This is a genomic window from Desulfomicrobium macestii, assembly GCF_014873765.1.
Taxonomy (GTDB): domain Bacteria; phylum Desulfobacterota; class Desulfovibrionia; order Desulfovibrionales; family Desulfomicrobiaceae; genus Desulfomicrobium; species Desulfomicrobium macestii.
In genome coordinates, this window is record NZ_JADBGG010000017.1 from 39,516 (window position 1) to 61,129 (window position 21,614).

Annotated in this window: 21 protein-coding genes; 15 read left to right on the forward strand and 6 right to left on the reverse strand. The window is 62.5% G+C overall.

The window, feature by feature from the left end:
- Positions 1-21 precede the first annotated feature (21 nt).
- The 12 genes from H4684_RS11855 (at position 22) to H4684_RS11910 (ending at position 12,433) form a co-directional block, all read left to right on the forward strand.
- Positions 22-1,284 carry a glycosyltransferase family 9 protein gene (locus tag H4684_RS11855; protein ID WP_225940395.1) on the forward strand — a complete coding sequence of 421 codons (1,263 nt, stop codon included), beginning with the start codon at positions 22-24 and terminating at the stop codon, positions 1,282-1,284.
- A complete protein-coding gene (locus tag H4684_RS11860) occupies positions 1,277-2,551 on the forward strand; it encodes a CgeB family protein (RefSeq protein ID WP_192623900.1) in 1,275 nt (424 codons plus the stop codon). Before H4684_RS11855 ends, H4684_RS11860 begins: the two co-directional genes overlap by 8 nt.
- Before the next feature lie 77 nt (positions 2,552-2,628).
- A complete protein-coding gene (locus H4684_RS11865; RefSeq protein WP_192623901.1) occupies positions 2,629-3,270 on the forward strand; it encodes a phosphatidylserine decarboxylase family protein in 642 nt (213 codons plus the stop codon).
- A gap of 26 nt (positions 3,271-3,296) precedes the next feature.
- On the forward strand, positions 3,297-4,055 hold the full coding sequence (gene pssA / locus H4684_RS11870) for a CDP-diacylglycerol--serine O-phosphatidyltransferase (RefSeq protein WP_192623902.1): 759 nt from the start codon (positions 3,297-3,299) through the stop codon (positions 4,053-4,055).
- A 124-nt stretch (positions 4,056-4,179) separates the two neighbouring features.
- Positions 4,180-5,712: a 2-isopropylmalate synthase gene (locus tag H4684_RS11875; protein ID WP_192623903.1), complete on the forward strand. Its 1,533-nt coding sequence runs from the start codon at positions 4,180-4,182 to the stop codon at positions 5,710-5,712.
- Positions 5,697-6,959: a 3-isopropylmalate dehydratase large subunit gene (gene leuC / locus H4684_RS11880; protein ID WP_192623904.1), complete on the forward strand. Its 1,263-nt coding sequence runs from the start codon at positions 5,697-5,699 to the stop codon at positions 6,957-6,959. Before H4684_RS11875 ends, leuC begins: the two co-directional genes overlap by 16 nt.
- A gap of 12 nt (positions 6,960-6,971) precedes the next feature.
- Positions 6,972-7,466: a 3-isopropylmalate dehydratase small subunit gene (locus H4684_RS11885; RefSeq protein WP_092373258.1), complete on the forward strand. Its 495-nt coding sequence runs from the start codon at positions 6,972-6,974 to the stop codon at positions 7,464-7,466.
- Between the two features lie 292 nt (positions 7,467-7,758).
- Complete coding sequence (gene leuB, locus H4684_RS11890) at positions 7,759-8,832, forward strand: 3-isopropylmalate dehydrogenase (protein WP_192623905.1); 1,074 nt, start codon at positions 7,759-7,761, stop codon at positions 8,830-8,832.
- Between the two features lie 97 nt (positions 8,833-8,929).
- Positions 8,930-9,643, forward strand: coding sequence for a hypothetical protein (locus tag H4684_RS11895; RefSeq protein ID WP_092191143.1), 714 nt, complete (start codon positions 8,930-8,932; stop codon positions 9,641-9,643).
- Between the two features lie 20 nt (positions 9,644-9,663).
- Positions 9,664-11,670, forward strand: coding sequence for an elongation factor G (locus H4684_RS11900; protein WP_192623906.1), 2,007 nt, complete (start codon positions 9,664-9,666; stop codon positions 11,668-11,670).
- Between the two features lie 89 nt (positions 11,671-11,759).
- Positions 11,760-12,011: a type II toxin-antitoxin system Phd/YefM family antitoxin gene (locus tag H4684_RS11905; protein WP_092191147.1), complete on the forward strand. Its 252-nt coding sequence runs from the start codon at positions 11,760-11,762 to the stop codon at positions 12,009-12,011.
- Positions 12,008-12,433 (forward strand): type II toxin-antitoxin system VapC family toxin, encoded by a 426-nt coding sequence (locus H4684_RS11910; RefSeq protein ID WP_192623907.1) that lies wholly within the window; start codon positions 12,008-12,010, stop codon positions 12,431-12,433. Before H4684_RS11905 ends, H4684_RS11910 begins: the two co-directional genes overlap by 4 nt.
- Before the next feature lie 141 nt (positions 12,434-12,574).
- Here H4684_RS11910 and H4684_RS11915 read toward each other — a convergent pair whose 3' ends face one another.
- From H4684_RS11915 to H4684_RS11935, 6 genes are all read right to left on the reverse strand, one after another.
- Positions 12,575-13,099, reverse strand: coding sequence for a rhodanese-like domain-containing protein (locus H4684_RS11915; protein ID WP_092191151.1), 525 nt, complete (start codon positions 13,097-13,099; stop codon positions 12,575-12,577).
- Entirely contained in the window at positions 13,096-13,599 is a 504-nt protein-coding gene (locus tag H4684_RS11920; protein ID WP_092191153.1) for a DoxX family protein, read from the reverse strand. The genes H4684_RS11915 and H4684_RS11920 overlap by 4 nt, the downstream gene beginning before the upstream one ends.
- A gap of 154 nt (positions 13,600-13,753) precedes the next feature.
- Positions 13,754-14,461: a pseudouridine synthase gene (locus H4684_RS11925; RefSeq protein WP_192623908.1), complete on the reverse strand. Its 708-nt coding sequence runs from the start codon at positions 14,459-14,461 to the stop codon at positions 13,754-13,756.
- Positions 14,458-14,586 (reverse strand): hypothetical protein, encoded by a 129-nt coding sequence (locus tag H4684_RS20995; protein WP_264080951.1) that lies wholly within the window; start codon positions 14,584-14,586, stop codon positions 14,458-14,460. Before H4684_RS20995 ends, H4684_RS11925 begins: the two co-directional genes overlap by 4 nt.
- Positions 14,583-15,296, reverse strand: coding sequence for a hypothetical protein (locus tag H4684_RS11930; RefSeq protein WP_092191157.1), 714 nt, complete (start codon positions 15,294-15,296; stop codon positions 14,583-14,585). Before H4684_RS11930 ends, H4684_RS20995 begins: the two co-directional genes overlap by 4 nt.
- A gap of 33 nt (positions 15,297-15,329) precedes the next feature.
- Entirely contained in the window at positions 15,330-15,980 is a 651-nt protein-coding gene (locus H4684_RS11935) for an arylesterase (RefSeq protein ID WP_192623909.1), read from the reverse strand.
- On the opposite strand from H4684_RS11935, the gene H4684_RS11940 reads away from it, so the two are divergent.
- From H4684_RS11940 to H4684_RS11950, 3 genes are all read left to right on the forward strand, one after another.
- On the forward strand, positions 15,979-16,653 hold the full coding sequence (locus H4684_RS11940; protein WP_192623910.1) for an ABC transporter ATP-binding protein: 675 nt from the start codon (positions 15,979-15,981) through the stop codon (positions 16,651-16,653). The genes H4684_RS11935 and H4684_RS11940 overlap by 2 nt on opposite strands.
- Positions 16,653-19,184, forward strand: coding sequence for an ABC transporter permease (locus tag H4684_RS11945; RefSeq protein ID WP_192623911.1), 2,532 nt, complete (start codon positions 16,653-16,655; stop codon positions 19,182-19,184). Before H4684_RS11940 ends, H4684_RS11945 begins: the two co-directional genes overlap by 1 nt.
- A 294-nt stretch (positions 19,185-19,478) precedes the next feature.
- Complete coding sequence (locus tag H4684_RS11950) at positions 19,479-21,605, forward strand: vWA domain-containing protein (RefSeq protein WP_192623912.1); 2,127 nt, start codon at positions 19,479-19,481, stop codon at positions 21,603-21,605.
- The last annotated feature ends 9 nt before the right edge of the window (positions 21,606-21,614 follow it).

Sequence of the window (21,614 nt, forward strand, 5' to 3'; positions counted from 1 at the left end):
GTTTTTGCCGGATGAAGGGTCATGAATTCCGGCGATTCCGACATGCATTGCAAATCCTCCCCCAGATATCTGGTCATCCAGCTGGCCCGGTTCGGCGACCTGCTCCAGACCAAGCGCCTGCTGCGTTCCCTGCAGGCCGACGGCGAGGTGCATCTGCTGGTGGACGATTCCCTCAAATCCCTGGCCCATATCGTCTATCCGGGGATTGAAGTGCACGGCTTCGCCGCCCACGGAACTCACGGCCCCGACATTCTGGCCAGGGTGCACGAGGAACTGGCCGGCATCATGGAACTTGATTTCCACCGCGTCTACAATCTCAATTTTTCCGGGCTAAGTTTTGCCCTGGCCGGGATGTTTCCTTGCTCGACGGTCCGGGGCTACCGGTCGCATCGGGGACAGCGGCTGATCGACTCCTGGCCCGGGCAGATCATGCGCTGGACCAGAACCCGCGCCTTGAGCGGCCTCAATCTGGTCGACGTGTGGGGGCTCTATGCCGAGCAGCCGGTGCTTCCGGAGCGGGTCAATCCAGACGCGGTCCCGCGCGGCGGCGGCATTGGCGTGGTCATGGCCGGGCAGAACGCGCGCAGGTCCCTTCCGGCCGGGATGCTGGCCCCGTTGGTCCAGGCTGCGGCCGGGCGCGTTGGGCACGGCCCCATTCACCTGCTCGGCTCCGGCGGCGAGCGGCGGGCGGCCAGGGAGCTTGCCGCCCTGTTGCCCGCGTCGCTCCGGGGCGAGGTCCGCGACCTGGTCGGCCGCACCGGCTGGCAGGAACTCCATGACACCGTGGGCGGGCTCGATCTGCTCGTCTCGCCGGATACCGGGACCATGCATCTGGCTGCCCATCTGGGCGTGCCCGTGCTGGCCTTTTTTCTTTCCTCGGCCTGGTGTCACGAGACCGGCCCCTACGGCCGGGGACACCTGGTCCTGCAGGCTACAAGAGAGTGCGCGCCCTGCCTGGAGACCGCGCCCTGTCCGCACGACGTCGCCTGTCGCCGGGTCTTCGGCGATCCGTCGGTGTTGCGTCATGTCAGCGGGCACACGGCCAGGGAGCTTGCGCCCGGGTGCGCGCTCATGTCCGGCGGCTTCGACGAACTGGGCCTGACTTTCACCGCCGTTGCCGGCACGGACCTCGATTCGGCGCGGCGAAAGGCGTTCAGGGCGATGGCCGCCGCCTATGCCGGGCTGTCCATGCGGAACGATGCGGAATTCTTGCCGGAGGAAACCTGGATGCAGGAGCGCGACTGGATGCTGCCCCAAACACTGCGAGGACGGGCCCATGACTGAAACCCGACGAATTCTGGTTGTTCTGCCCATGTACGGCGGCTCCCTGCCCATCGGACGCTACTGCGGGAACGCCCTGAGGGAGCTTGGGCACGTGGTCGAATATTTCGAGGCTCCGGATTTTTTCTCCGCCTTCTCGGCCCTGAAGGGCCTGCGCGTGGGTACGGACCGTCTCGACTATCTGGAGAACAGCTTTCTGCAGGTCGTGTCCCAGGCCGTCCTGGCCAAGGTCGAGACGTTCTGCCCCGATCTGGTCTTGGCCATGGCGCAGGCGCCCCTGTCCCGGCAGGCCCTCAAACGACTGCGCCGCGACGGGGTGCCCACGGCCATGTGGTTTGTGGAGGACCGTGAGGTCTTTCCATACTGGAAGGCATTTGCTCCCCATTATGACCTGTTTGCGGTCATCCAGAAGGGGGATTTCGCGGAGCAGCTGGCGGCGCTGGGGCAGCACGAGTCATTCTATCTGCCCCTGGCGGCGGATCCGTCCGTGCATCGGCCGCTGGAACTTTCAGCCGTGGAGCGGCGCAAGTGCGGCAGCGAAATATCCTTTGTGGGCGCGGGTTACCCCAATCGGAGGCTGGCTTTTCGGCAACTGACAGGCCACGACCTGCGCATCTGGGGCAATGACTGGGACGGGGAGACGACCCTTGCGCCCTATCTGCAAAAAGGCGGAGCGCGTATTGACACCGAGGAAGTGGTGCGCATCTTCAATGCCACGACCATCAACGTGAATCTGCACTCCTCCGTCAGGCCCGGCGTATTGGTCGGGGACGGGGATTTCGTCAATCCGCGCACCTTCGAGCTTGCTGCCTGCGGAGCTTTTCAGCTGGTGGACCGGCGTGCGCTCTTGCCCGAGCTTTTCGCCGACGGCGAGCTGGCCCTTTTCTCCGACATGCCCGAATTGCTGCAAGGCATCGCATATTACCTCGCCCATCCCGAGGCCAGGGCAGAGGTCGCGGCCAGGGGACGGGCCCGGGTGCTGGCCGAACATACCTACGCCCACCGCATGCAGACCCTTTTGCAACACGCGGAAAAATTCATGCCGGTCAAGGACATCCCGCCCGATGATTGGCGGGCGCAAATCGCGCCGCAGCTGCGTTCGGAAGTGGAGGCCCTGTTGGCCGGATTGAACCTTGCGCCCACGGTGAGCTTCGAGGATCTGGTCTGGACCCTGCGTGGGCGGGAAGGGCGTCTTGGCCGACTCGAAACGGCCATCCTCTTTCTTGATGAATGGAAAAAACTGTATTCAGGTCCACGGCTGGGGAAATGACCGGGGAAAATTTGGCTTGAAACTCTCATTCCCCGCGAGTAGTCAGACCCTTGCCCATAAATTGACCAGGAGTTCTCATGCATAAGCCCTCGATCGGCCTTTCTCTTGAAGGCCTGCCTTTTATCTTCTTCACGGCCATGGCCACCCTGACCTTCGCCCTTCTCGACTGCTGGTTCATGGCGACCGTCCTGCTCGTGGCTCTTTTCTTCGTGCTCAATTTTTTCCGCGATCCTGAGCGCGTGGTGCCCCAGGAGCCGGGCGTGGCCGTTTCTCCGGCCGACGGCAAGGTCATCAAGGTCGAAACCATGCGCGATCCCATGACCGGCGAGGACCGTACCGCCGTCTGCGTGTTCATGAACGTCTTCAACGTGCACGTGAACCGGATGCCCGTGGCCGGCCGCATTGCGCGCATCTCTTATTTCGGTGGGAAATTCCTGAACGCCTCCTTCGACAAGGCCTCCACCGACAACGAGCGCAACTCGCTTTTGATCGAGGACGGGGACGGCCGGTCCTGGACCATGGTTCAGATCGCCGGGCTCATCGCACGGCGCATCATCTGCTGGGGCGAGGAGGCTGACTCCCTGGGCCGGGGGCAGCGTTTCGGACTGATCAAGTTCGGATCCAGAGTTGACCTTTATCTGCCTGCCGAGTATGAACCAACTGTTCGAATTGGTGACAAGGTTTTTGCAGGGCAGTCGATACTGGCCCGCAAAAAATAAAAAAAGAGATTTATTCAGGACCGTTAATGGAACACTTGAAACCCAAGCATCGGGGATACTATCTGCTCCCCAACATGATGACCATGGCCAGTCTGCTGACCGGCTTCCTGGGTATTCTGTGGTCCATCGACGGTCGTTTCGAGATGGCTGCAGTGGCCATCATCGTCAGCTGCGTCTTTGACGGACTTGATGGAAAGCTGGCGCGGCTGACCAATTCGGCCTCGGATTTCGGCGTCCAGCTGGATTCCCTGGTCGATCTCATCGCTTTTGGCGTGGGCCCGGCGGTCATGATCCACCAGTGGAACACCTTCGAGTTCGGCCGCCTGGGCATTATGGCCTCCTTTCTGGTCATGGCCTGCGGCGCGCTCCGGCTGGCCCGCTTCAACATCCAGACAGGCAAGATCAGCAAGAAGTTCTTCATCGGCCTGCCCATTCCGGCGGCGGCCTGCACCCTGGCCACTTTTGTTCTCTTCTCCTCGTACATCCCTGAATCCCTGGCCGATCTGGTGCCCGGCATCACGCTCGGGCTCGCCTTTCTGGTCTCCATTCTCATGGTCAGCAATGTCCGCTACGCATCCTTCAAGGACGCCGAGGTCATTCGCGCGCACCGCTTCAGCGCCACGGTCACGGCACTGCTCATTTTCGTGCTCGTCGCATCCGAACCAAAGCTTCTGAGCTTTGTGTTCTTCATCGGCTACATCATCTCCGGCCTTATCTACACCTACTTCTTTCTACCCCTACGCGGGAAATCCTTCCTACGAGAGTCTTCTCACAAGATCTCGTAAAGGAAAAACGTAACCCCCTCAGCATCGTTTGCAGAAAACGGCCATCCAGGCGTACATTCAGCCAGGGTCAGTCGTTGTCTTTATCAACTATCGATTATACATCATCCATCAAAAGGAGTGCATCATGTCAGAAAGAATTTACATTTTCGACACGACCTTGCGTGACGGCGAGCAGTCTCCCGGCGCAACCATGAACCGCGACGAGAAGGTTCGTCTGGCGCGTCAGCTTGAAATACTCGGGGTCGACATTATCGAGGCCGGCTTTCCGGCCGCGAGCCAGGGTGATTTCGAGGCCGTGCGCGACATCGCCCAGGCTGTGCAGAACTGCCAGGTGGCGGGGCTTTGCCGGGCGCTGCCCAGCGACATTGATCGCGCCTGGGATGCGATCAAGGTCAATCCGCAGGCCCGCATCCATACGTTCCTGGCAACTTCCGACATTCATATGAAGTACAAGCTGCGCAAGGAGCGTCACGAAGTTCTGGATATGGCCGAGGCAGCCGTCAAATACGCGGTATCGAAGACCGCCAATGTCGAATTCTCCGCCGAGGACGCATCCCGTTCCGACTGGGCTTTTCTGGCGCAGGTTTTCGAGCGTGTCATCGCGGCCGGGGCCACGACCATCAACGTCCCGGACACTGTCGGTTACACGCAGCCACAGGAAATCGCCGAGTTGATCAAATATTTGCTGGAGAACGTGAAGGGCAGCCACAAGGCCGTCTTTTCCGTGCACTGCCATAACGACCTGGGCCTGGCCACGGCCAACACCCTGGCGGCGCTCAAGGCGGGCGCACGCCAGGCCGAGGTGACGCTGAGCGGCATCGGCGAGCGCGCCGGCAACGCGGCGCTGGAAGAGGTGGTCATGTCCATGGATGTGCGCAAGGATTTCTATCAGCTGACCACAAACGTCAACAAAGAGCAGATTTTCCCCTCCACCCGGCTCTTGTCTTTGATCATCGGTCAGCCTATACCCCCTTACAAATCGATTATCGGTGCCAACGCGTTTGCCCATGAATCCGGCATTCACCAGGATGGCGTGCTCAAGAACCGCCAGACCTACGAGATCATGACCCCCGAGTCCGTGGGGCGCCAGGAAGAGGACATGGTACTGGGCAAGCATTCGGGTCGTGCCGCCTTCGACAAGCGCCTCAAGGACCTCGGCTACCGGCTTGACGAGGAACAGCTCGGCATTGTTTTCACGGCCATGAAAAAGCTGGCCGACCGCAAGAAGGAAATTTTCGTCGAAGACCTCGAAGCTGTCGTCCTCGATGAGATTTTCCGCCTTCCGGACAAGTACCGCCTGGAATACCTGAGCGCCCTGAGCGGCAACATGGCCATCCCCAACGCGGTCGTCAAAATGTATGTGGACGGCGAAGAGCGCATCCTGTCGGATTTCGGGACAGGCCCCATCGATGCTGTTTTCAACACCATCGGCAAGGTTGTGGGGCGCAGCCCCAAACTGGTCCGCTATGCGGTCAACGCCATAACCGGCGGCACCGACGCCCAGGGCGAGGTGACCGTCAAGATAGAAGAAAACGGAAAAACCTCGGTGGGTCGCGCATCCGATGCGGACATCATCGTGGCCAGCGCCAAGGCGTATCTGAACGCCCTGAACCGCTTGGCCAAAAGACAGGAGGACAGCATATGCGCCAGACTTTAGCTCAGAAGATATTGCAGAGGCATACGGACCAGCCCATCACCGCGGACGGACAGATCGTCCAGTGCCGCGTGTCCATGGTGCTGGCCAATGATATAACCGCGCCGCTCGCCATCAAGTCCATTCGGGGCATGGGCGTGAAACAGGTTTTCGACAAGGACCGCGTGGCCCTGGTCTGCGACCATTTCACCCCCAACAAGGACATCGACTCTGCCGAGCAGGTCAAGGTCGTGCGCGACTTTGCCCGCGAGATGGACATCACCCACTATTACGAGGGCGGCAACGTGGGCGTCGAACACGCCATCCTGCCCGAATACGGACTGGTCGGACCCGGCGACATCGTGGTCGGGGCGGACAGCCACACCTGCACCTACGGCGGCCTTGGCGCCTTCGCCACGGGTCTCGGCAGCACGGACATCGCCGCGGCCATGGCCCTCGGCGAGACCTGGTTCAAGGTGCCCGAGACCATTCGCGTCAACTTCACCGGCAAGCTGCCGGAGCATGTCGGCGGCAAGGATCTGGTCCTTTTCACCATCGGCCAGACCGGCGTGGCCGGGGCCCTGTACAAGGCGCTCGAATTCGGCGGCGAGGTCATCGAGGGCCTTTCGGTCGAGGCGCGCATGACCATGGCCAACATGGCCATCGAGGCCGGAGGCAAGGCCGGACTTTTTGCCGCGGACGAGAAGACCCTGGCCTATTGCCAGGCGCATGGGCGCATGGGCGACAGTCCCATCGCCGCCGATGAGGGCGCGCATTACTGGAAGGAGATGACCTTTGACGTGTCCTCCTTCTCGCCCCAGATCGCCTGTCCGCATCTGCCGGACAATGTGAAGCCGGTGGAGGAAGTTTCCGACGTGCGCGTCGATCAGGTCGTGCTCGGTTCCTGCACCAACGGCCGCATCAGCGACCTGCGCGAGGCGGCCAGGATCATCAAGGGACGCAAGGTGGCCAAGGGTGTGCGTTTCATCGTCATCCCGGCCTCACCCGGCGCCTATTCGATGGCCCTGGACGAGGGACTGCTGCGCATTTTTCTCGACGCGGGCGCCATCATCAGTCCGCCCACGTGTGGTCCATGCCTTGGCGGGCACATGGGCATCCTGGCCGGAGGCGAGCGTTGCCTAGCCACGACCAACCGCAATTTCAAGGGACGCATGGGCAGCCTGCAGTCCGAAGTCTACCTGGCCAATCCGGCGGTGGCGGCGGCCACGGCCGTGACCGGGCTTATCACCCATCCGGGCAAACTTGGTTAAAGGAGAGCAGTCATGACATTCAAGGGAAAAACCCACGTGGTGGGCGATCATATAGATACGGACGCGATCATCCCGGCCCGGTTTCTGGTCACGGCCGATACGGCGGAGCTTGGCAAGAACTGTTTCGAAGGCCTTGAGCCCGGCTGGGTCAAGCGCGTCACCCCCGGCGACATCCTGGTCGCCGGTGACAACTTCGGTTGCGGTTCCTCGCGCGAGCACGCTCCACTGGCCATCCTGGGCGCTGGCATCCCCGTGGTCCTGGCGCGGAGCTACGCTCGCATCTTCTACCGCAACTCCTTCAACATGGGCCTTTTGCTGCTGGAACTGGGTGACGACATCGAGCGCATCAAGGAAGGCAACGAGCTTGAGATCGACGTGGCCGCGGGCACGATCAGGAACCTGACCACGGGCGAGACCATCGGTTTCATTCCCGTGGCCCCGTTCATGATGGAAATGCTCTCCGGCGGCGGGCTGGTGGAGTACGTGAAGCGCAAGGTGGCGCAGTAGGACCGTGGCTGGCGCGCGGCTTGGACACGCTGCGGCATCGAAGGCGAGAGGCATGGATCCCCGCCTGCGCGGGGATGACGTTGTGGCAATACGGAAAGCCGCCGTCAGGAAAACGTTCAGCAGGGTCGCCCTGGCTGAGGTGTCATTCCCGCGCAGGCGGGAATCCATGCAGGTATCGGCACGCTGACCATTTGGCCAACAGCGAGGTGTCATTCCCGCGCAGGCGGGAATCCATGCCTTTCCGAACCGACGCATTGAAACAACATATGGTTTATTCATGCTGGAGATATCAATGAACATGAACATCTGCCTCATGCCCGGTGACGGCATAGGCCCCGAGATAGTCACCCAGGCCGTGAAGGTTCTGGAGAAGGTGGCGAAGAAGTTCGGACACACGGTCCAGACAGAGACCGCGCTTATCGGCGGCGCGGCCATCGATGCTGCGGGCAATCCTCTGCCCGAGGCCACCGTGGCCGCCTGCAAGGCCGCCGACGCGGTGCTGCTGGGCGCCGTGGGCGGCCCCAAGTGGGACACCATCGATCCGGCCATCCGGCCCGAAAAGGGGCTGCTCGGCATCCGCAAGGCCCTGGGCCTTTTTTCCAATCTGCGTCCGGCCGTGCTTTTTCCGGAGCTGGCGGCGGCGTCCTATCTGCGTCCGGACATCATCGGGCAGGGCCTTGACATCATGGTCGTGCGTGAGCTGACCGGCGGCGCCTATTTCGGCGAACCGCGCGGCGAGACCGTGGTGAACGGCGAACGCGCCGCCTTCAACACCATGATCTACTCCGAGTCCGAGATCGAGCGCATCGTACGCGTGGCCTGCGAGATCGCCCGCAAGCGCGGCAAAAAGCTGTGCTCCGTGGACAAGGCCAACGTGCTGGACGTGTCCCGCCTGTGGCGCGAGGTGGCCATCCGCACGGCGGCGGAGTACCCGGACGTTGCGCTTTCGCACATGTACGTGGACAACGCGGCCATGCAGCTCATCCGCGATCCCTCGCAGTTCGACGTCATCGTGACCGAGAACCTGTTCGGCGACATCCTCTCCGACGAAGCCTCCATCATCACCGGCTCCATCGGCATGCTGCCTTCGGCCTCCATGGGATCGGGCGGCCCCGCGCTGTTCGAGCCCATCCACGGCTCGGCACCGGACATCGCCGGTCAGGACATCGCCAATCCCCTGGCCACAATCTTGTCCGTGTCCATGATGCTCCGCTTCGCCTTCGGTCTTGAAAAAGAGGCCGCGGCCATCGACGCGGCGGTCAAGACCGTGCTGGCCAAGGGCTACCGCACCGGAGACATTTATGTCGGCGAGGGAGAGAAGGTCGGCTGCTCCGCCATGGGCGCGCTGGTGCTGGACGCGATCTGAACTTCCTGGCGCGCACCCTGTTGTGCAACGCCTTGAAATGTGGAAATGTCGGGCAGGTCATGCATGGCCTGCCCATTTTTTTTGCAAGGAGCACAAGGTGATCGAAGAGCTGTTGGCCGAGAACGGATTTGTCCCGGACATTGATGACGATGCGTTTGGCGAGGCGTACGAACGCTGTCCGGCGGTCCAGAAATCGGTGATCAAGAACGCGGTGAGCTTTGCCTATGCCCTGGCCCAGAACGGCACAGAGCCGGTCATGCAGACCCGGCGGCTCGGTCACGTGGAGCACTCCATCAGCTTCGAGCGGCTGGAGTGGGCCCTTTTTGCGGTGGACCCGCGCCGTTTTTCCCTCCCGGCCCTTTTTTCCGCCATGGTCCAGGCCCTGGTGGCCAAGGTCGGGGGAATCGTCGTGCACGTCAGCGGGCCTGTTACTGATCCCTTCCTGTTCGGGTGCGATTTTCTGTCCGTGCATCAGGTCTTCACCTCCGACCCTCGGCCCCTGGTCGAACTTCTGGCCGGCAGCGGCCCCGGAATATGCATCGATCTGGCCGGACTCGATCTTGAATATCCCCGGACGCTGCGCCCTGATCCGGCAGGATACGGGGTGGAACTGGCCACCCCCGACAGCGAATACGTCCAGGCCTACAATGCCGTCACCTCCGATGTGTCCGTTGTCGGCCGCCCCTACATCAGCTACGGTGGCGAGCCGGGGCAGGCTCCGGTGGTCATGGCCGAGCGGCTGCTTGGCTGCTGGGTCTGGGACGTGATCAGCCCGGATACGTTTCGCAAGTGCACTTCCACCTTTTCCTAACCCGATTTGATTCAAAGCCCATGAAAAAACACGACATCGCTTCCTCCACACGAAATATCGGCATCATCGCCCACATCGACGCTGGCAAGACCACGCTGACCGAGCGCCTGCTTTTTTATGCGCACAAGATCCACAAGATTGGCGAGGTCCATGACGGCAACGCGACCATGGACTACCTTGAGGAAGAGCAGAAGCGGGGCATTACCATCACCTCGGCCTGCACCTCCGTGGTTTGGGAAGGCAGTCAGGTCAACATCATAGACACTCCCGGGCACGTTGATTTCAACGTCGAGGTGGAACGCTCCCTGCGGGTCTGCGACGGCGCGATCGTCGTCTTCTGCGCGGTCAACGGCATCGAGTCCCAGAGCGAGACCGTCTGGCGGCAGGCCCGCAAGTACGGGCTCCCGAGGCTCGTTTTCGTCAACAAGACCGACCGCCCCGGCGCTGATTACTGGAAGGTGGTCGCGGATATCCAGGCCCGCCTCGCGGTCAGGCCGCTGCCGGTGACGGTGCCGTCCGTATGCGTGGAGGGCGGGGTGCTGCATCTTTTGCGCGGCAAGGTCCTTGTCTTCGATGCGACGGATCAGGGCGCGACGGTGCATGAGTTTGATCCCACGGACGGGGACCGCGAACTTCTCGAAGCCAGACGCAAGGAACTGACGGAAGCCGCGGCCGATTTCGACGATCTGGTCATGGAGCGCTACCTGGCCGACGAAGTCATCGGCGAAACCGAGCTGCGGTCGGCCCTGCGCAAGGCGACCCTGACCGGGCAGGCCGTGCCTGTCTATTGCGGCAGCGCGCTCAAGAACATAGGCGTGCAGCCGCTCATGAACGGGATCGTTCATTTTTTGCCCTCTCCGGACGAATCGCACTCCCATGCCCACGTGCTGCGGCGCATGGAGGAGCAGAACGTCCGCGCGGACCAGTTCGTGGGCTTTGTCTTCAAGGTTCTCTTCGAGGGTGCGCACAAGAAGATCTTCATGCGCGTCTACAACGGTCGCATCGGTGAAAACAGCGCTGTGTACAATTCCCGGCTGGAGCGCTTCGAAAAGATCCACAAGCTCTACACGGTGCATGCCAACCGCTACGAGCCCATTCCCGAGGCCAGGACCGGCGAGATCGTCCTGGCCACCGGTCTCAAGGAATGCATCACCGGAGACACGCTTTTTTCCGGCAAGGCGACGTTGCGCCTTGAGAACATCGACATCATCCAGCCGGTCCTGAACGTGGCCCTGGTGCCGGGCAGCGCCAGCGACACGGACAAACTTCAAGCTTTGCTTCAAAGATACTGCATCGAAGATCCGACCCTGCAATCCTTCACGGACGAGGACACGGATCAGCTCATCGTGGCGGGCCTTGGCGAGCTGCACCTGGAGGTGGTTCTGGAGCGGCTGCGCCGCGAGAGCGGGGTGACTTTCCGCTACGGCAACCCGCAGGTCATTTTCCGCGAGACCATTGCCGCCGATGCGACGGCCGAGGGAAGCTGCCGCAAGCTCATCGGGGATCAGCAGCACCGCGCCCTGGTCCGGGTCATGGTCCGACCGGCCGCGCGTGGGCAGGGCAACCGTTGCGTCACCGAACTGCCGGCCACGAATCACACGGACATCGCCCTGAAGGCCATGGAGGACGCGCTGCAGGCCGGAATGCTCCAGGGTTGCCTGGTTTCGGACGTGGAGGCGACATTGCTTGAAGTTGCCCATTTCGAGGATGGGCTCACGGATCTGGGCGTGCGCATGGCCGCGCTGGAAGCCATGAAGTCGGCCCTGGTCAAGGCCTCGCCGGTCCTGCTCGAACCGATCATGGACGTTGAGCTGCGCATGCCGCAGGAATATGTCGGCGACTGTGTCAATCTGCTTGGAGCAAAGAACGCGCGCATCCTCGATGTTCGCACTTCGGATTACGAGTCCGGCATCACGGCCACGGCCCCCATGCGTCAGCTCTTCGGCTTCTCCACGGAGCTTCGGTCTCGGACCAAGGGCAAGGCGTTCTATTCGCTGGTTTTCAGCCGGTATGACGTGGTGGGATAACCACGGCAATGGGCCTGTTTTAGAACTCTTGCGATTGCTCGCAGTGGGTATTATAGTCTGGACAGTCTAGACAGATTAAAGGGGGCATCATGATTTCTTGGCAATTGCAGGAAGCAAAGAACAAGTTTTCCGAATTGATCGACCGAGCCACGTCGGAAGGACCTCAGGTCATTACGCGCCACGGGATCGAAGTCGCAGTGGTGATGCCTATCGCAGGCTACAGAAAACTGACGGCTCCGAAAAAGCGACTGGGCGATTTTCTGATGGACTCGCCTTTAAGGAGCAGTGGTGTCTGCATTGAAAGGGATCGGCGAACTGATCTGCGCGAGATCGACCTTTGAGTCAGAGATACCTTCTCGATACCTGTGTCATTTCTGAATTCGTAAAGCCAAGACCGGAGCTGAAGGTCGTGGAGTGGCTGAATTCCGTTGAGATGGACAATGCGTATCTGAGTGCGGTGACCATCGGCGAAATTCAGTTCGGGATCAGCAATCGTCCAGCGTCAAATCGCCGGACGGAACTTGAAGTTTGGCTGAATGAGGAACTTGCCGGGCAGTTCAACGGTCGCATCATCCCTCTGGATGCAAAGGTCTTTGTTGTGTGGGGAAAAATGACCGTCGCCAGGAAGCAGAAGGGTGAACCGATGGGTGTCATGGATTCGCTTATCGCGGCTACTGCTTTGCGGCATGATATGGTTCTCGTGACCCGAAATACGGCCGATTTCAAGAATATCGGGCTGAGCATGCTCAATCCCTGGATGTAAAAAGCTGTCATCAATCAATGGGAATGACTCTCTGGGAGTCAGTGTTGAACAAGCGGTTCAAAAAAAGCCCCTGATCCACAATGAGATCAGGGGCTTTTTTGCTGTCATGGGCGCGCTGCCGAAAAATGAGCGGGTCCGCGCCTACTGCACCTTTTCGATCGGGTAATCCAGGCCCTTCCATCCGAAGATGCCGCCGGGGAAGCGGTAGACGTTCTTGTAGCCCAGTTTCTTGGCCCACATCGCGCCGTTGTGGCTGCGCGTGCATTTCACGAAGCCGCAGTAGACGACGATGGTCTTGTCCTTGTCGGGGCCGAGCATGGCCTCGAAGTCGGCCTGGGACTTGCCGCCGGTTTCCTTGGTGTCCCATTCCTTCATATCCGGGATGGGGAAGAGGAACTGCAGCGCGCCGGGCACGTGCTCCTTCTTGTAACTGTCTTCGTAGGGCATGGTGTCGATGATGACCATGTCCTTGCCTTCGTCCATCATCTTCTTCAGTTCCGCGCCCGTGACCAGGTCGTAACCGGCGGCGGTGGTGTCGCGGAACAGTTTCACGGCTTCGGCTTCCTTGGTGACTTCGGCCTCGAACTTGGTATCGAAGAGGGCGAAGGATGGGCTTGCAACGAGCAGGCAAAACAGGCTCACCGCGAGGATGGCGATTTTCTTCATGCAGTTTCTTCCTTGGAGATAAAGGTTTTGATGGATCGGTAATGACCGGCGAACGTCCCTGGGCGCACGCCCATGACCTTTCGCCACGCATACAGTGTTGCCGCGCATCCGAGCATGATCAGATCCCTCCACAGCGCGTCGCGAATCCCTGCAAAGGCTTCGCCTTCGGTGTCTCCGGGGCCGTAGCAGCCGCAGTCGATGTCCAGGCCCATGTGCATCCCGTAGCCGAGGACGGCGATGAACATGAGGATCATGAGGGTGATGAGGCCAAGGCTGCCCCGGATATCGAAAATGAGCGCCACCGCGCCCATGATTTCGAGGAGGGGCAGGAAAACGGCCACGGGCGGGATCAATGGACCCGGCAGGATGCCGAAGGCGTCGATGGTCACGGCAAAGGTCATGGGGTCCAGAATCTTGGTGATTCCGGCCACAAGAAAAGCCAGCGCCAGCGCGATGCGCACTGCGGCATAAGACCAGGATTTCCAGTGAATTGGGATCATGCAATGACTATCTGGCCCGAGGCGGGCTTGCGGTCAAATCGTAATTTTTGATCCGTGGGTCGAAAACGGATCGGGATTATCGATGCGTGCTTCGGAGTACGGCTTTGATGACAGGTTTTCGCGGGCGCAGGCCGGTCGTTGACCGAGCCAGAAGTCAGGTTTCGGAAGGGTAGGCGGGCGGCTCCAGTGTGACGGGCGGCACGTGCGGTGCGAAGTCGCAGGGGGCGTGGAACACGACCCATTCGCCGCTGTAGGGGTGATGCAGGCCAAGCTGGCTGGCGTGGAGATGCAGGCGGTCGCCCTGCCGGGCGTCGCCGTAGAGGTTGTCGCCGATGATGGGGTGGCCAAGGCTGGCCATGTGCACCCGCAGCTGGTGGGATCGGCCGGTGTGGGGGCGCAGCAGGACCAGGGTGCTCTCTTCGGCGCGTTCAAGCACGAAATAGTCCGTCAGGGCCGGTTTGCCCGTGTCGTGGCAGACCATCTGCCTTGGACGGTTGGGCCAATCGCAGATGAGCGGCAGATCCACCTGCCCCGAGTCCTCGGCCAGCACGCCGGTAACCCTCGCCAGATATACCTTGCGGGTCAGGCGGTCCTGGAATTGCCCGCGCAGGGTCGCTTCGGCCTTGCGCCGCGTGGCCACGACCAGCACTCCGGAGGTGCCAAGGTCCAGGCGATGCACGGCCTGTGCCCCGGGATGGATTGCGCGCACCCGCGACAGGACCGAGTCCAAAAGCTCCGGAGTGCGGCCGGGCACGGACAGAAGGCCGCCCGGCTTGTTGACCACGATCATGTCCCGGTCTTCGTGGATGACGGTCAGCCAGGGTTCGGTCGGAGGATTGTAGTCCAGGGGCGTGAGGGTCATGGTGCGGCCGGTGCCTGCGCGGGAAGGGCGTCCTGATCTTTCAGGGCTTCCATGACCGGGTTGCTTGCGCTCAGGCAGACCATGAGGGGGAACCGGGGCGCCGCCGTGCGGACTCGGGCATTCACTGCAGAATCTCCGGAGACTCGGCGGTGGGCTCGAACACGCCGAGCTGGTCGAGTTGCCAGCCGACATCCTTGCCGATCATTTTCTTCTTGCGCACGGTGATCCACCAGATCCCCTTCCATTGCCATCCGGGGAGGGACATGACGTAGGTGGCCTGGCGTTGCAGGGATCTGGCGATGAGATCGACGGTGTCCTCCCGACGTTCCTGCGGGGTGAGCCCGGTGCGTCTCTCCAGCGTGGCGCGGCCCTGCAGATGCAATCCGAGCAGGTCGGTCAGCCCGTTTCCGGGAAAGCTCTGGATGAAGGCTCCGGGCACCGCCGGCAGGGTGTGTGCGTCCGGCGCGTTGGTGGTCGTCACGCCGGTCTTGTCGTCGTAAATGGTGACCAGTTCCACGAAGTGCTTGCCCATCCCGTAATAGAAAACCAGATAGGTTTTCTCTTCCGCGTTTTTCCAGGTCCGGCAAAACAGGGCCTGCTCCTTGGCCGCGATCTGGAAGTCGAACATGATGTCGTCGTCGAATCCATGCTCGTGGGCCCAATCCTCGGCCTGGCGGAGTGGCTGGCGCAGCTCCTGATCCGAGGGAACGTGCGAGCGAGGGACCATTCGCTCTCGGGGGGAGGACAGCGCATCGACGGTGATGCGCATGATCTTGACGGACAGAAACCAGGCTCCGATGAGGATGCCCAGCAGCACGAAAGGCAGAGTGGTCATGATTTCCCCACGAAAAGGATGTTGATTTTTCGACTATGCCGGACTGTGCAACAGCGCGTCCACTTCGTCCAGGACCATGGGCAGGATGCCGTCCACGATGCGTCCCACACCGTCGGCATTGGGATGCAGGCCGTCCTCAAGCAGCAGGCCAGGGTCGGAGATGACCCCGTCCAGGAAAAAAGGGTACAGGGGCAGGTCATACTTTTGGGCCAGATCGGGAAAAACCTGCTCGAACTCTTTGCGATAAGCCACTCCCCAATTGACCGGAGCACGCATTCCGGCCAGTATTACACGGGCTCCGGCCTCAAGGCACTCCTTGATCATGGCTTCGAGGTTGGCGCGCATGGGCGCGGGGTCAAGGCCGCGCAGGCCGTCGTTGGCGCCGAGCTCCAGGATGACCAGGTCGGGCTTGTCCTGCAGGGACCAGGCCAGGCGTGCCCGCCCGCCGCTTGAGGTGTCGCCGGACAGGCCGGCGTTGGTGACCCGGACCTTGCGTCCCTGGCTGAGCACCCGCTGCTCCAGCTGGGCGGCGAAAGACTTGGAGGGCGGCAGATTGTAGCCTGCGGTCAGGCTGTCCCCGAAGGCGAGAATATGGATTTCGGATTCCGCGCAAACTCCGCGGACCGGACACAATACGATCAGGGCCACGGCCCAGGTGATACCCCATACAAGGATGGATGACATGAATGCTTCCTCTTCTGTTGTGCTCTCGAATGTTCATTTGACGCTAACCGCCGGCTCGGGGCCGGTCAACATATTGAGCGGGGTCAATCTGCGGGTCGCCCAGGGCGAGACCCTGGCCGTGGTCGGCCCTTCCGGTTCGGGCAAGACGACCATGCTCATGCTCATGGCCGGGCTGGAGCGGCCGACCCTGGGCCAGGTGCAGGTGGCAGGCGTGGACCTGACCGCCCTGACCGAGGACGCGCTGTCACGCTTCAGACGCGAGCATCTGGGCATCGTCTTTCAGGCCTTTCATCTCATCCCGACCATGACGGCTCTTGAAAACGCGGCCCTGCCGCTGGAATTCGCCCATCATCCGCAGGCTCGCGGCCGGGCCCTGGAAGCGCTGGAGCAGGTCGGCCTCGGGCATCGCGGAAGCCATTATCCCTCGCAGCTCTCCGGCGGCGAGCAGCAGCGCGTGGCCCTGGCCCGCGCCTTTGCCGCGCGGCCACGGATCATTCTTGCCGACGAGCCCACGGGCAATCTGGACGAAGAGACCGGGGCGCGGGTCATGGAGCTGCTTTTTACCCTGCAGGCCGAAGAGAACGCGACCCTGGTCCTGGTCACCCATGACCGCTCCCTGGCCGAACGTTGCGACCGGGTGGCCACCATGCACTCCGGGCGCATGGAGGCATGATGGATACCAGGGATCTGCGACTGGCCCTGACGCTGTGCCGCCGCGAGCTGCGGGGCGGCCTGCGCGGTTTTGGCGTCTTTCTGGGCTGCCTGTTTCTGGGCGTTCTGGCCATCAGCGCCGTGGGGTCTCTGGGGCGCGCCCTCGAAGCCGGACTTGCCGGTGACGCCAAGGCCATCCTCGGCGGGGACGTGAGCGTGAGTCTCACCTCGCGAAGCTTGAGCGAGGACGAAGCGGCATATCTCGGTGGTTTCGGCGCACTGAGCCGGACCCTTTCCACGCGGACCATGGCCCGCACCGACGCACAGGAAGCGTCCGCCAGGTCCGTGCTGGTCGAGTTCAAGGGCGTGGACGCGCTCTATCCCCTGTACGGGCGCATGGAGCTGGAAGGCGGCAAAGAGGTGCAGGAGCTGCTGGCCGTCAGGGACGGTCTGCCCGGAGCCGTTGCCGACCGGGGACTCCTGACCAGACTTCAGGTTGCGGTGGGGGATGAGATCCGTGTCGGCGACGTGCGCTTCGCCCTGCGCGGGATCATCGAGCGCGAGCCGGACCGCGTGGTCGAATTCTTCAGCCTGGGGCCCCGGCTCATGGTCTCCGCCGACGCCTTCGGGCAGACCGGCCTGACCCAGCCGGGCAGCCTGTTCCGCGCCGAATATCTGCTGCGTCTTGACGGCGGGGACGCCGAGCAGGTGGTCGGCCGGATTCGCGCCGACAATCCCGATTCGGGTTGGCGGGTGCGCGATTACATGCATGCCGCGCCGCGAATCCGCACCGTGCTGGAGCGCCTGAGCGTGGACCTGACCCTGGTCGGACTGGGCGCGCTTCTGGTCGGCGGGCTCGGCATCGCGGGGGGTGTGCGCGGGTACCTTGGCGGGCGGCTCAACCACATGGCCGCCATGAAGTGCATGGGCGGTTCGAGCAGGGTGCTGTTCATCTCGTATCTTGCGCAGGTCCTGTTCCTGGGCTTTGTCGGCGCCTGCGCCGGGATGCTGGCCGGGAGCCTTGTGCCCTGGCTGGCCGGGCGGTTCTTTTCCGACGTCCTGCCCATCCAGGTCCGCAGCGGCATTTATCTCGCCCCGCTGATTCAGGCCGCCCTCTTCGGGCTGGTCACGACCCTGGCCTTTTCCATGCCGCCCCTCTTTCGCGCGGTCATGGTGCGCCCCTCGGGGATTTTCCGGGGCTACGTCTCGGCCGACATGGCGCGCATCCCGCGAGCCGCGATCCTGCCCACGGCCGCCGCCTTTGTCTTGCTGGCGCTGATGGTCTTCTGGTTCGCGGGCAACAACAGGCTCTCGGCATGGTTCGTGGGCGGCACCATCATGGCCTTCGTGCTCTTCAAGGGGCTGGCCCGGATCATCCGCTGGCTGGCGGCCAGGGCGCCGCGCTTGCCCTGGCCCAGCGCCCGCATCGGCGTGGCCAACATCCATCGCCCGGGCTCGCCCGGCGTGAGCCTGGTCTTTGCCCTGGGTTTTGGACTTACGGCCCTGGTGGCCGTGGTCATGGTCAATTCCAGTCTGACCAGGGCGCTGACCGCCGAGCTGGCCGAGGAGGCCCCGGACTTTTTCTTCATGGACATCCGTCCCGACCAGGTCGAGCGGTTTCGCGCCCTGGCCAACGACACCCCCGGCCTGTCGCGGCTGGATCTACGCCCCATGATCCGGGGGCGCATCGTGCGCATCGGCGACACGCCGGTGGAAAACGCCACCGTGGCCGAGGAGGTGGCCTGGGCCGTGCGCGGGGACCGGGGCCTTTCCTACAGCGAGGAATTTCCGCGCGGCAGCACCCTCCTGCGGGGCCAGTGGTGGGAGGGCGGGTATGCCGGTCCGCCGCTCATTTCCCTGACTTCCGACCTGGCCAAGGGGTTCGGTGTGGACCTTGGCGACACGCTGACCGTCAACGTTCTGGGCCGCAACCTGACCGGGACCATCGCCAGCATCCGCGAGGTCAACTGGCAGACCCTGGCCATGCAGTTCGCCATCATCTTCTCTCCCGGCACCCTCGACAATGCCCCGCAGACCTGGCTTGGGGCGGCCTACGGCGTGGACAACACGGAGGATCTGTACGCCCGCGCCACCCAGGCCTTTCCGGAGGTGGCCGTGATAACCATCCGCGAAGTGCTCGACAACGCGGCGCTGATTCTGACCCGCACGGTGCGCATCTTCCAGGTCATGGCCGGAGTGGCGCTGCTGGTCGGGTTTCTGGTGTTGGCCGGAGCCTTCTCGGCGGACCAGCACCGGCGCATTTACGACAGCGTTATCTACAAGGTCTGCGGCGCGACACGGCGCGACATACTGGCCATCCTCGTGGCTGAGTTTTCCCTGGCCGGACTGTTCACGGGCCTTGGCAGCCTTGCGCTCGGCACGCTTACGGCCTGGGGCGTGGTCCAGGGGTTGCTGCGCATGCAGTTCAGGCCGGACCTCGCCATGGGCCTATTGACCGTGCTGGCAGGGGTGGGGGTGTCGCTGTTCATGGGCCTGCTGGGCACCTGGCGCGTTCTGGGCCGCAAGGCCGCGCCGTTTCTGCGCAACGAATGACGCACTTGGATTTTTTGTGCGCAGAGTCGTCTGATTTGCCATACATCCGAATCTTTTCGGTCTGGTTTTGAGTCCAGATGAGTGTCCTTTTTCAACACGTTGAAATAGAGAGGCTTCTTTGACGGCAGCTTGGACGCATTCAGAAATTATGTACTTATTTTGTTCTTTTCGGCTCGGTTTGCCTAATATAAGTTTGCATTATTGTTCAGTTTCTTGTACAAGTTTTGTGATTGAATTTTGCACAGTCGTTCATTGCAATACGTAGAATCCCAACTCACGCAGTCAGGAGGTGTCATGTCTCGTTATCTCGCGTCCGCGCGGAGAATCCTCGCTCTGGGCACGGTTCTGTGCCTGACAGCCTTTGCCGGAACAGGACTCGCGGCCCTCGCGGATCTCGAAGGGACTCAGGGGCATGCGCCGGTTGATGGTCTTGCCGCGCTGGAAGGAGATGTCGGACATGCCGGGGCCACCCCTCCCGATGACGGAATAGTCTGCCAGCCCGGAAGCCCATGCCTGGAAGCCGCCACCCAGTTGCCGCTGCGCATCCTGCCGCGTCCGTTTTCCGCCATGTACCGCGATGCGGCCGCGAGCGAGGACGGAATCGTCCTGGCCAATGTTCCCGCTTTTCGTCCCCTCTATGTGTTCGACCGCCAGGGCCTTGACCTGAGCCAGGCTTCGGATCCACGCGGGTGGTACCAGGTCGGCCGTTCCAAGACCGAGCCCGAGGGCTGGATGCAGGCCAAGGACGTGCTCGAATGGCGGCAGGCCCTGCTGGTCTCCTACACCCATCCCGGCAATCCTCTTGAGGGGCGCAGGCCCGTGCTCATGTTCAACGACCGCGCCGCGCTTGAAGCCGTGGTCGACGACATGGACATGGCCGGCAAGGCCAAGGGCATCTACGACGCCATAGACGCCAAGAACATCCCGGACAGCGTGGTCAGCATGGAGCCGCAGCGCTTTGTGGACATCACCCGCCAATTCTACGTCCTGCCCATCCTGCAGTGGTCGCAGACCAGGATCGACGGCGACGACGCGCGCCTTTTGCAGCTGGCCGCCGCCGTGCCGAACAGCCGGGGGGCGGACACCCTTCAGAGTCCCGACTATCTGGAACAGGCGCAGGTGGGCCGCTCGGCGGGAGGGGCCACCATGCGCGACGTGAAGACCGATGTCGTCTTCGTCATCGACACCAGCCGCAGCATGCAGCCCTTCATCGACATGACCCGCGAGGCCGTGGCCGGGATGTCCAGGAAATTCAGCGCCGAGACCGCCGACCGTTTTCGCTTCGGCCTTGTGGTCTTCCGGGATTCCCTCGCGGCCGCGCCGCAGCTCGAATACGTGACCCGCAACCTGACGCCCGAGCTGGTGCCCGGCGAGCAGCTGGTCGAATTGCTTGAAAAGGACGCAGGAGCCACGGCCGTTGGCAGCGTGGACTATGCCGAGGAAGCCTTTGCCGGAGTGGACATGGCCCTGCATTCCAAATGGCGCGAGGGGGCGCTGCGCTTCGTCATTTTCGTCGGCGACGCCAGCTCCCATCCCAAGGGCCACCCCCAGAACACCACCGGCAAGGATGAGACCGACCTGCGCCGCGAATACGACGACGCCCAGGTGCATCTTTTCGCCATCCATCTGCAGGATCCCCGCGCCGCCGAGGATCATCCCCGGGCCCTGGCCCAGTTTTCCCATCTCGCCCGGGTGCGCGGCGACGCCGAGAGTTCCGCCATCAGGGAAGTCAACGCCTTCGAGGAACAGCAGTACCGTGATCTGGCCGATCATCTGACCAGCCGCATCAACGCCAAGCTCAATGAGACCATGGGTGGTTCCGTCGGTGCCGATGCAGCTGGCGCGGCCGACGCGGTCGGAGCGGCTCCGCTTGAGGAGTTCGACAAACTCTGGGAGGCCGCGCTCATCGAGTACGTTGGCAAGGAGGCGACCCCACCCAAGGACATCGTGGCCTGGACCCTGGACCGCGACCTGATCAATCCCGCCGACCGCGCCCTCGACGTGCGTGTTCTGGTCACGCGGGAACAGCTGTCCTCCCTGGCCCAGTCCCTGGATCAGGTCGTGCAGGCGCTGATGCGCGCCCAGGTCACCCAGGGGCAGTTCTTCGAGGCCCTGCAGAGCGTCTCCGGGCAGACCATGAAGCGCCCCGACGACATCGGAGGGGCGGCAACGCTGGCCGAGTCCGGGCTTTTGCCCGCCTTCATCCAGAGCCTGCCCTACAAGAGCGACATCCTGTCCCTGACCGACGACATGTTCGCGAGCATGACGGCGGAGCAGCGCTCGCAGCTGGAGTGGAGCGTCCTGGCCAAACTCGATCAGTACCGCACCATCAACGAGCAGGTTGATGCGTGGTTCCGTCTCAACGACACGGACCCGGACCAGGATCTGGTCTACCCGCTGCACCTGGACTACCTGCCCTAGGCGGGAGCG

Coding starts and splice junctions, on each gene's coding strand:
- H4684_RS11905 (WP_092191147.1), top strand. CDS start 11,760: ATGATTTCTTGGCAATTGCAGGAAGCAAAGAACAAGTTTTCCGAATTG.
- H4684_RS11945 (WP_192623911.1), top strand. CDS start 16,653: ATGGATACCAGGGATCTGCGACTGGCCCTGACGCTGTGCCGCCGCGAG.
- H4684_RS11930 (WP_092191157.1), bottom strand. CDS start 15,296: ATGACCACTCTGCCTTTCGTGCTGCTGGGCATCCTCATCGGAGCCTGG.
- H4684_RS11940 (WP_192623910.1), top strand. CDS start 15,979: ATGAATGCTTCCTCTTCTGTTGTGCTCTCGAATGTTCATTTGACGCTA.
- H4684_RS11865 (WP_192623901.1), top strand. CDS start 2,629: ATGCATAAGCCCTCGATCGGCCTTTCTCTTGAAGGCCTGCCTTTTATC.
- pssA (WP_192623902.1), top strand. CDS start 3,297: ATGGAACACTTGAAACCCAAGCATCGGGGATACTATCTGCTCCCCAAC.
- H4684_RS11875 (WP_192623903.1), top strand. CDS start 4,180: ATGTCAGAAAGAATTTACATTTTCGACACGACCTTGCGTGACGGCGAG.
- H4684_RS11920 (WP_092191153.1), bottom strand. CDS start 13,599: ATGATCCCAATTCACTGGAAATCCTGGTCTTATGCCGCAGTGCGCATC.
- H4684_RS11925 (WP_192623908.1), bottom strand. CDS start 14,461: ATGACCCTCACGCCCCTGGACTACAATCCTCCGACCGAACCCTGGCTG.
- H4684_RS11900 (WP_192623906.1), top strand. CDS start 9,664: ATGAAAAAACACGACATCGCTTCCTCCACACGAAATATCGGCATCATC.
- leuC (WP_192623904.1), top strand. CDS start 5,697: ATGCGCCAGACTTTAGCTCAGAAGATATTGCAGAGGCATACGGACCAG.
- H4684_RS11935 (WP_192623909.1), bottom strand. CDS start 15,980: ATGTCATCCATCCTTGTATGGGGTATCACCTGGGCCGTGGCCCTGATC.
- H4684_RS11950 (WP_192623912.1), top strand. CDS start 19,479: ATGTCTCGTTATCTCGCGTCCGCGCGGAGAATCCTCGCTCTGGGCACG.
- leuB (WP_192623905.1), top strand. CDS start 7,759: ATGAACATGAACATCTGCCTCATGCCCGGTGACGGCATAGGCCCCGAG.
- H4684_RS11860 (WP_192623900.1), top strand. CDS start 1,277: ATGACTGAAACCCGACGAATTCTGGTTGTTCTGCCCATGTACGGCGGC.
- H4684_RS11915 (WP_092191151.1), bottom strand. CDS start 13,099: ATGAAGAAAATCGCCATCCTCGCGGTGAGCCTGTTTTGCCTGCTCGTT.
- H4684_RS11885 (WP_092373258.1), top strand. CDS start 6,972: ATGACATTCAAGGGAAAAACCCACGTGGTGGGCGATCATATAGATACG.
- H4684_RS11855 (WP_225940395.1), top strand. CDS start 22: ATGAATTCCGGCGATTCCGACATGCATTGCAAATCCTCCCCCAGATAT.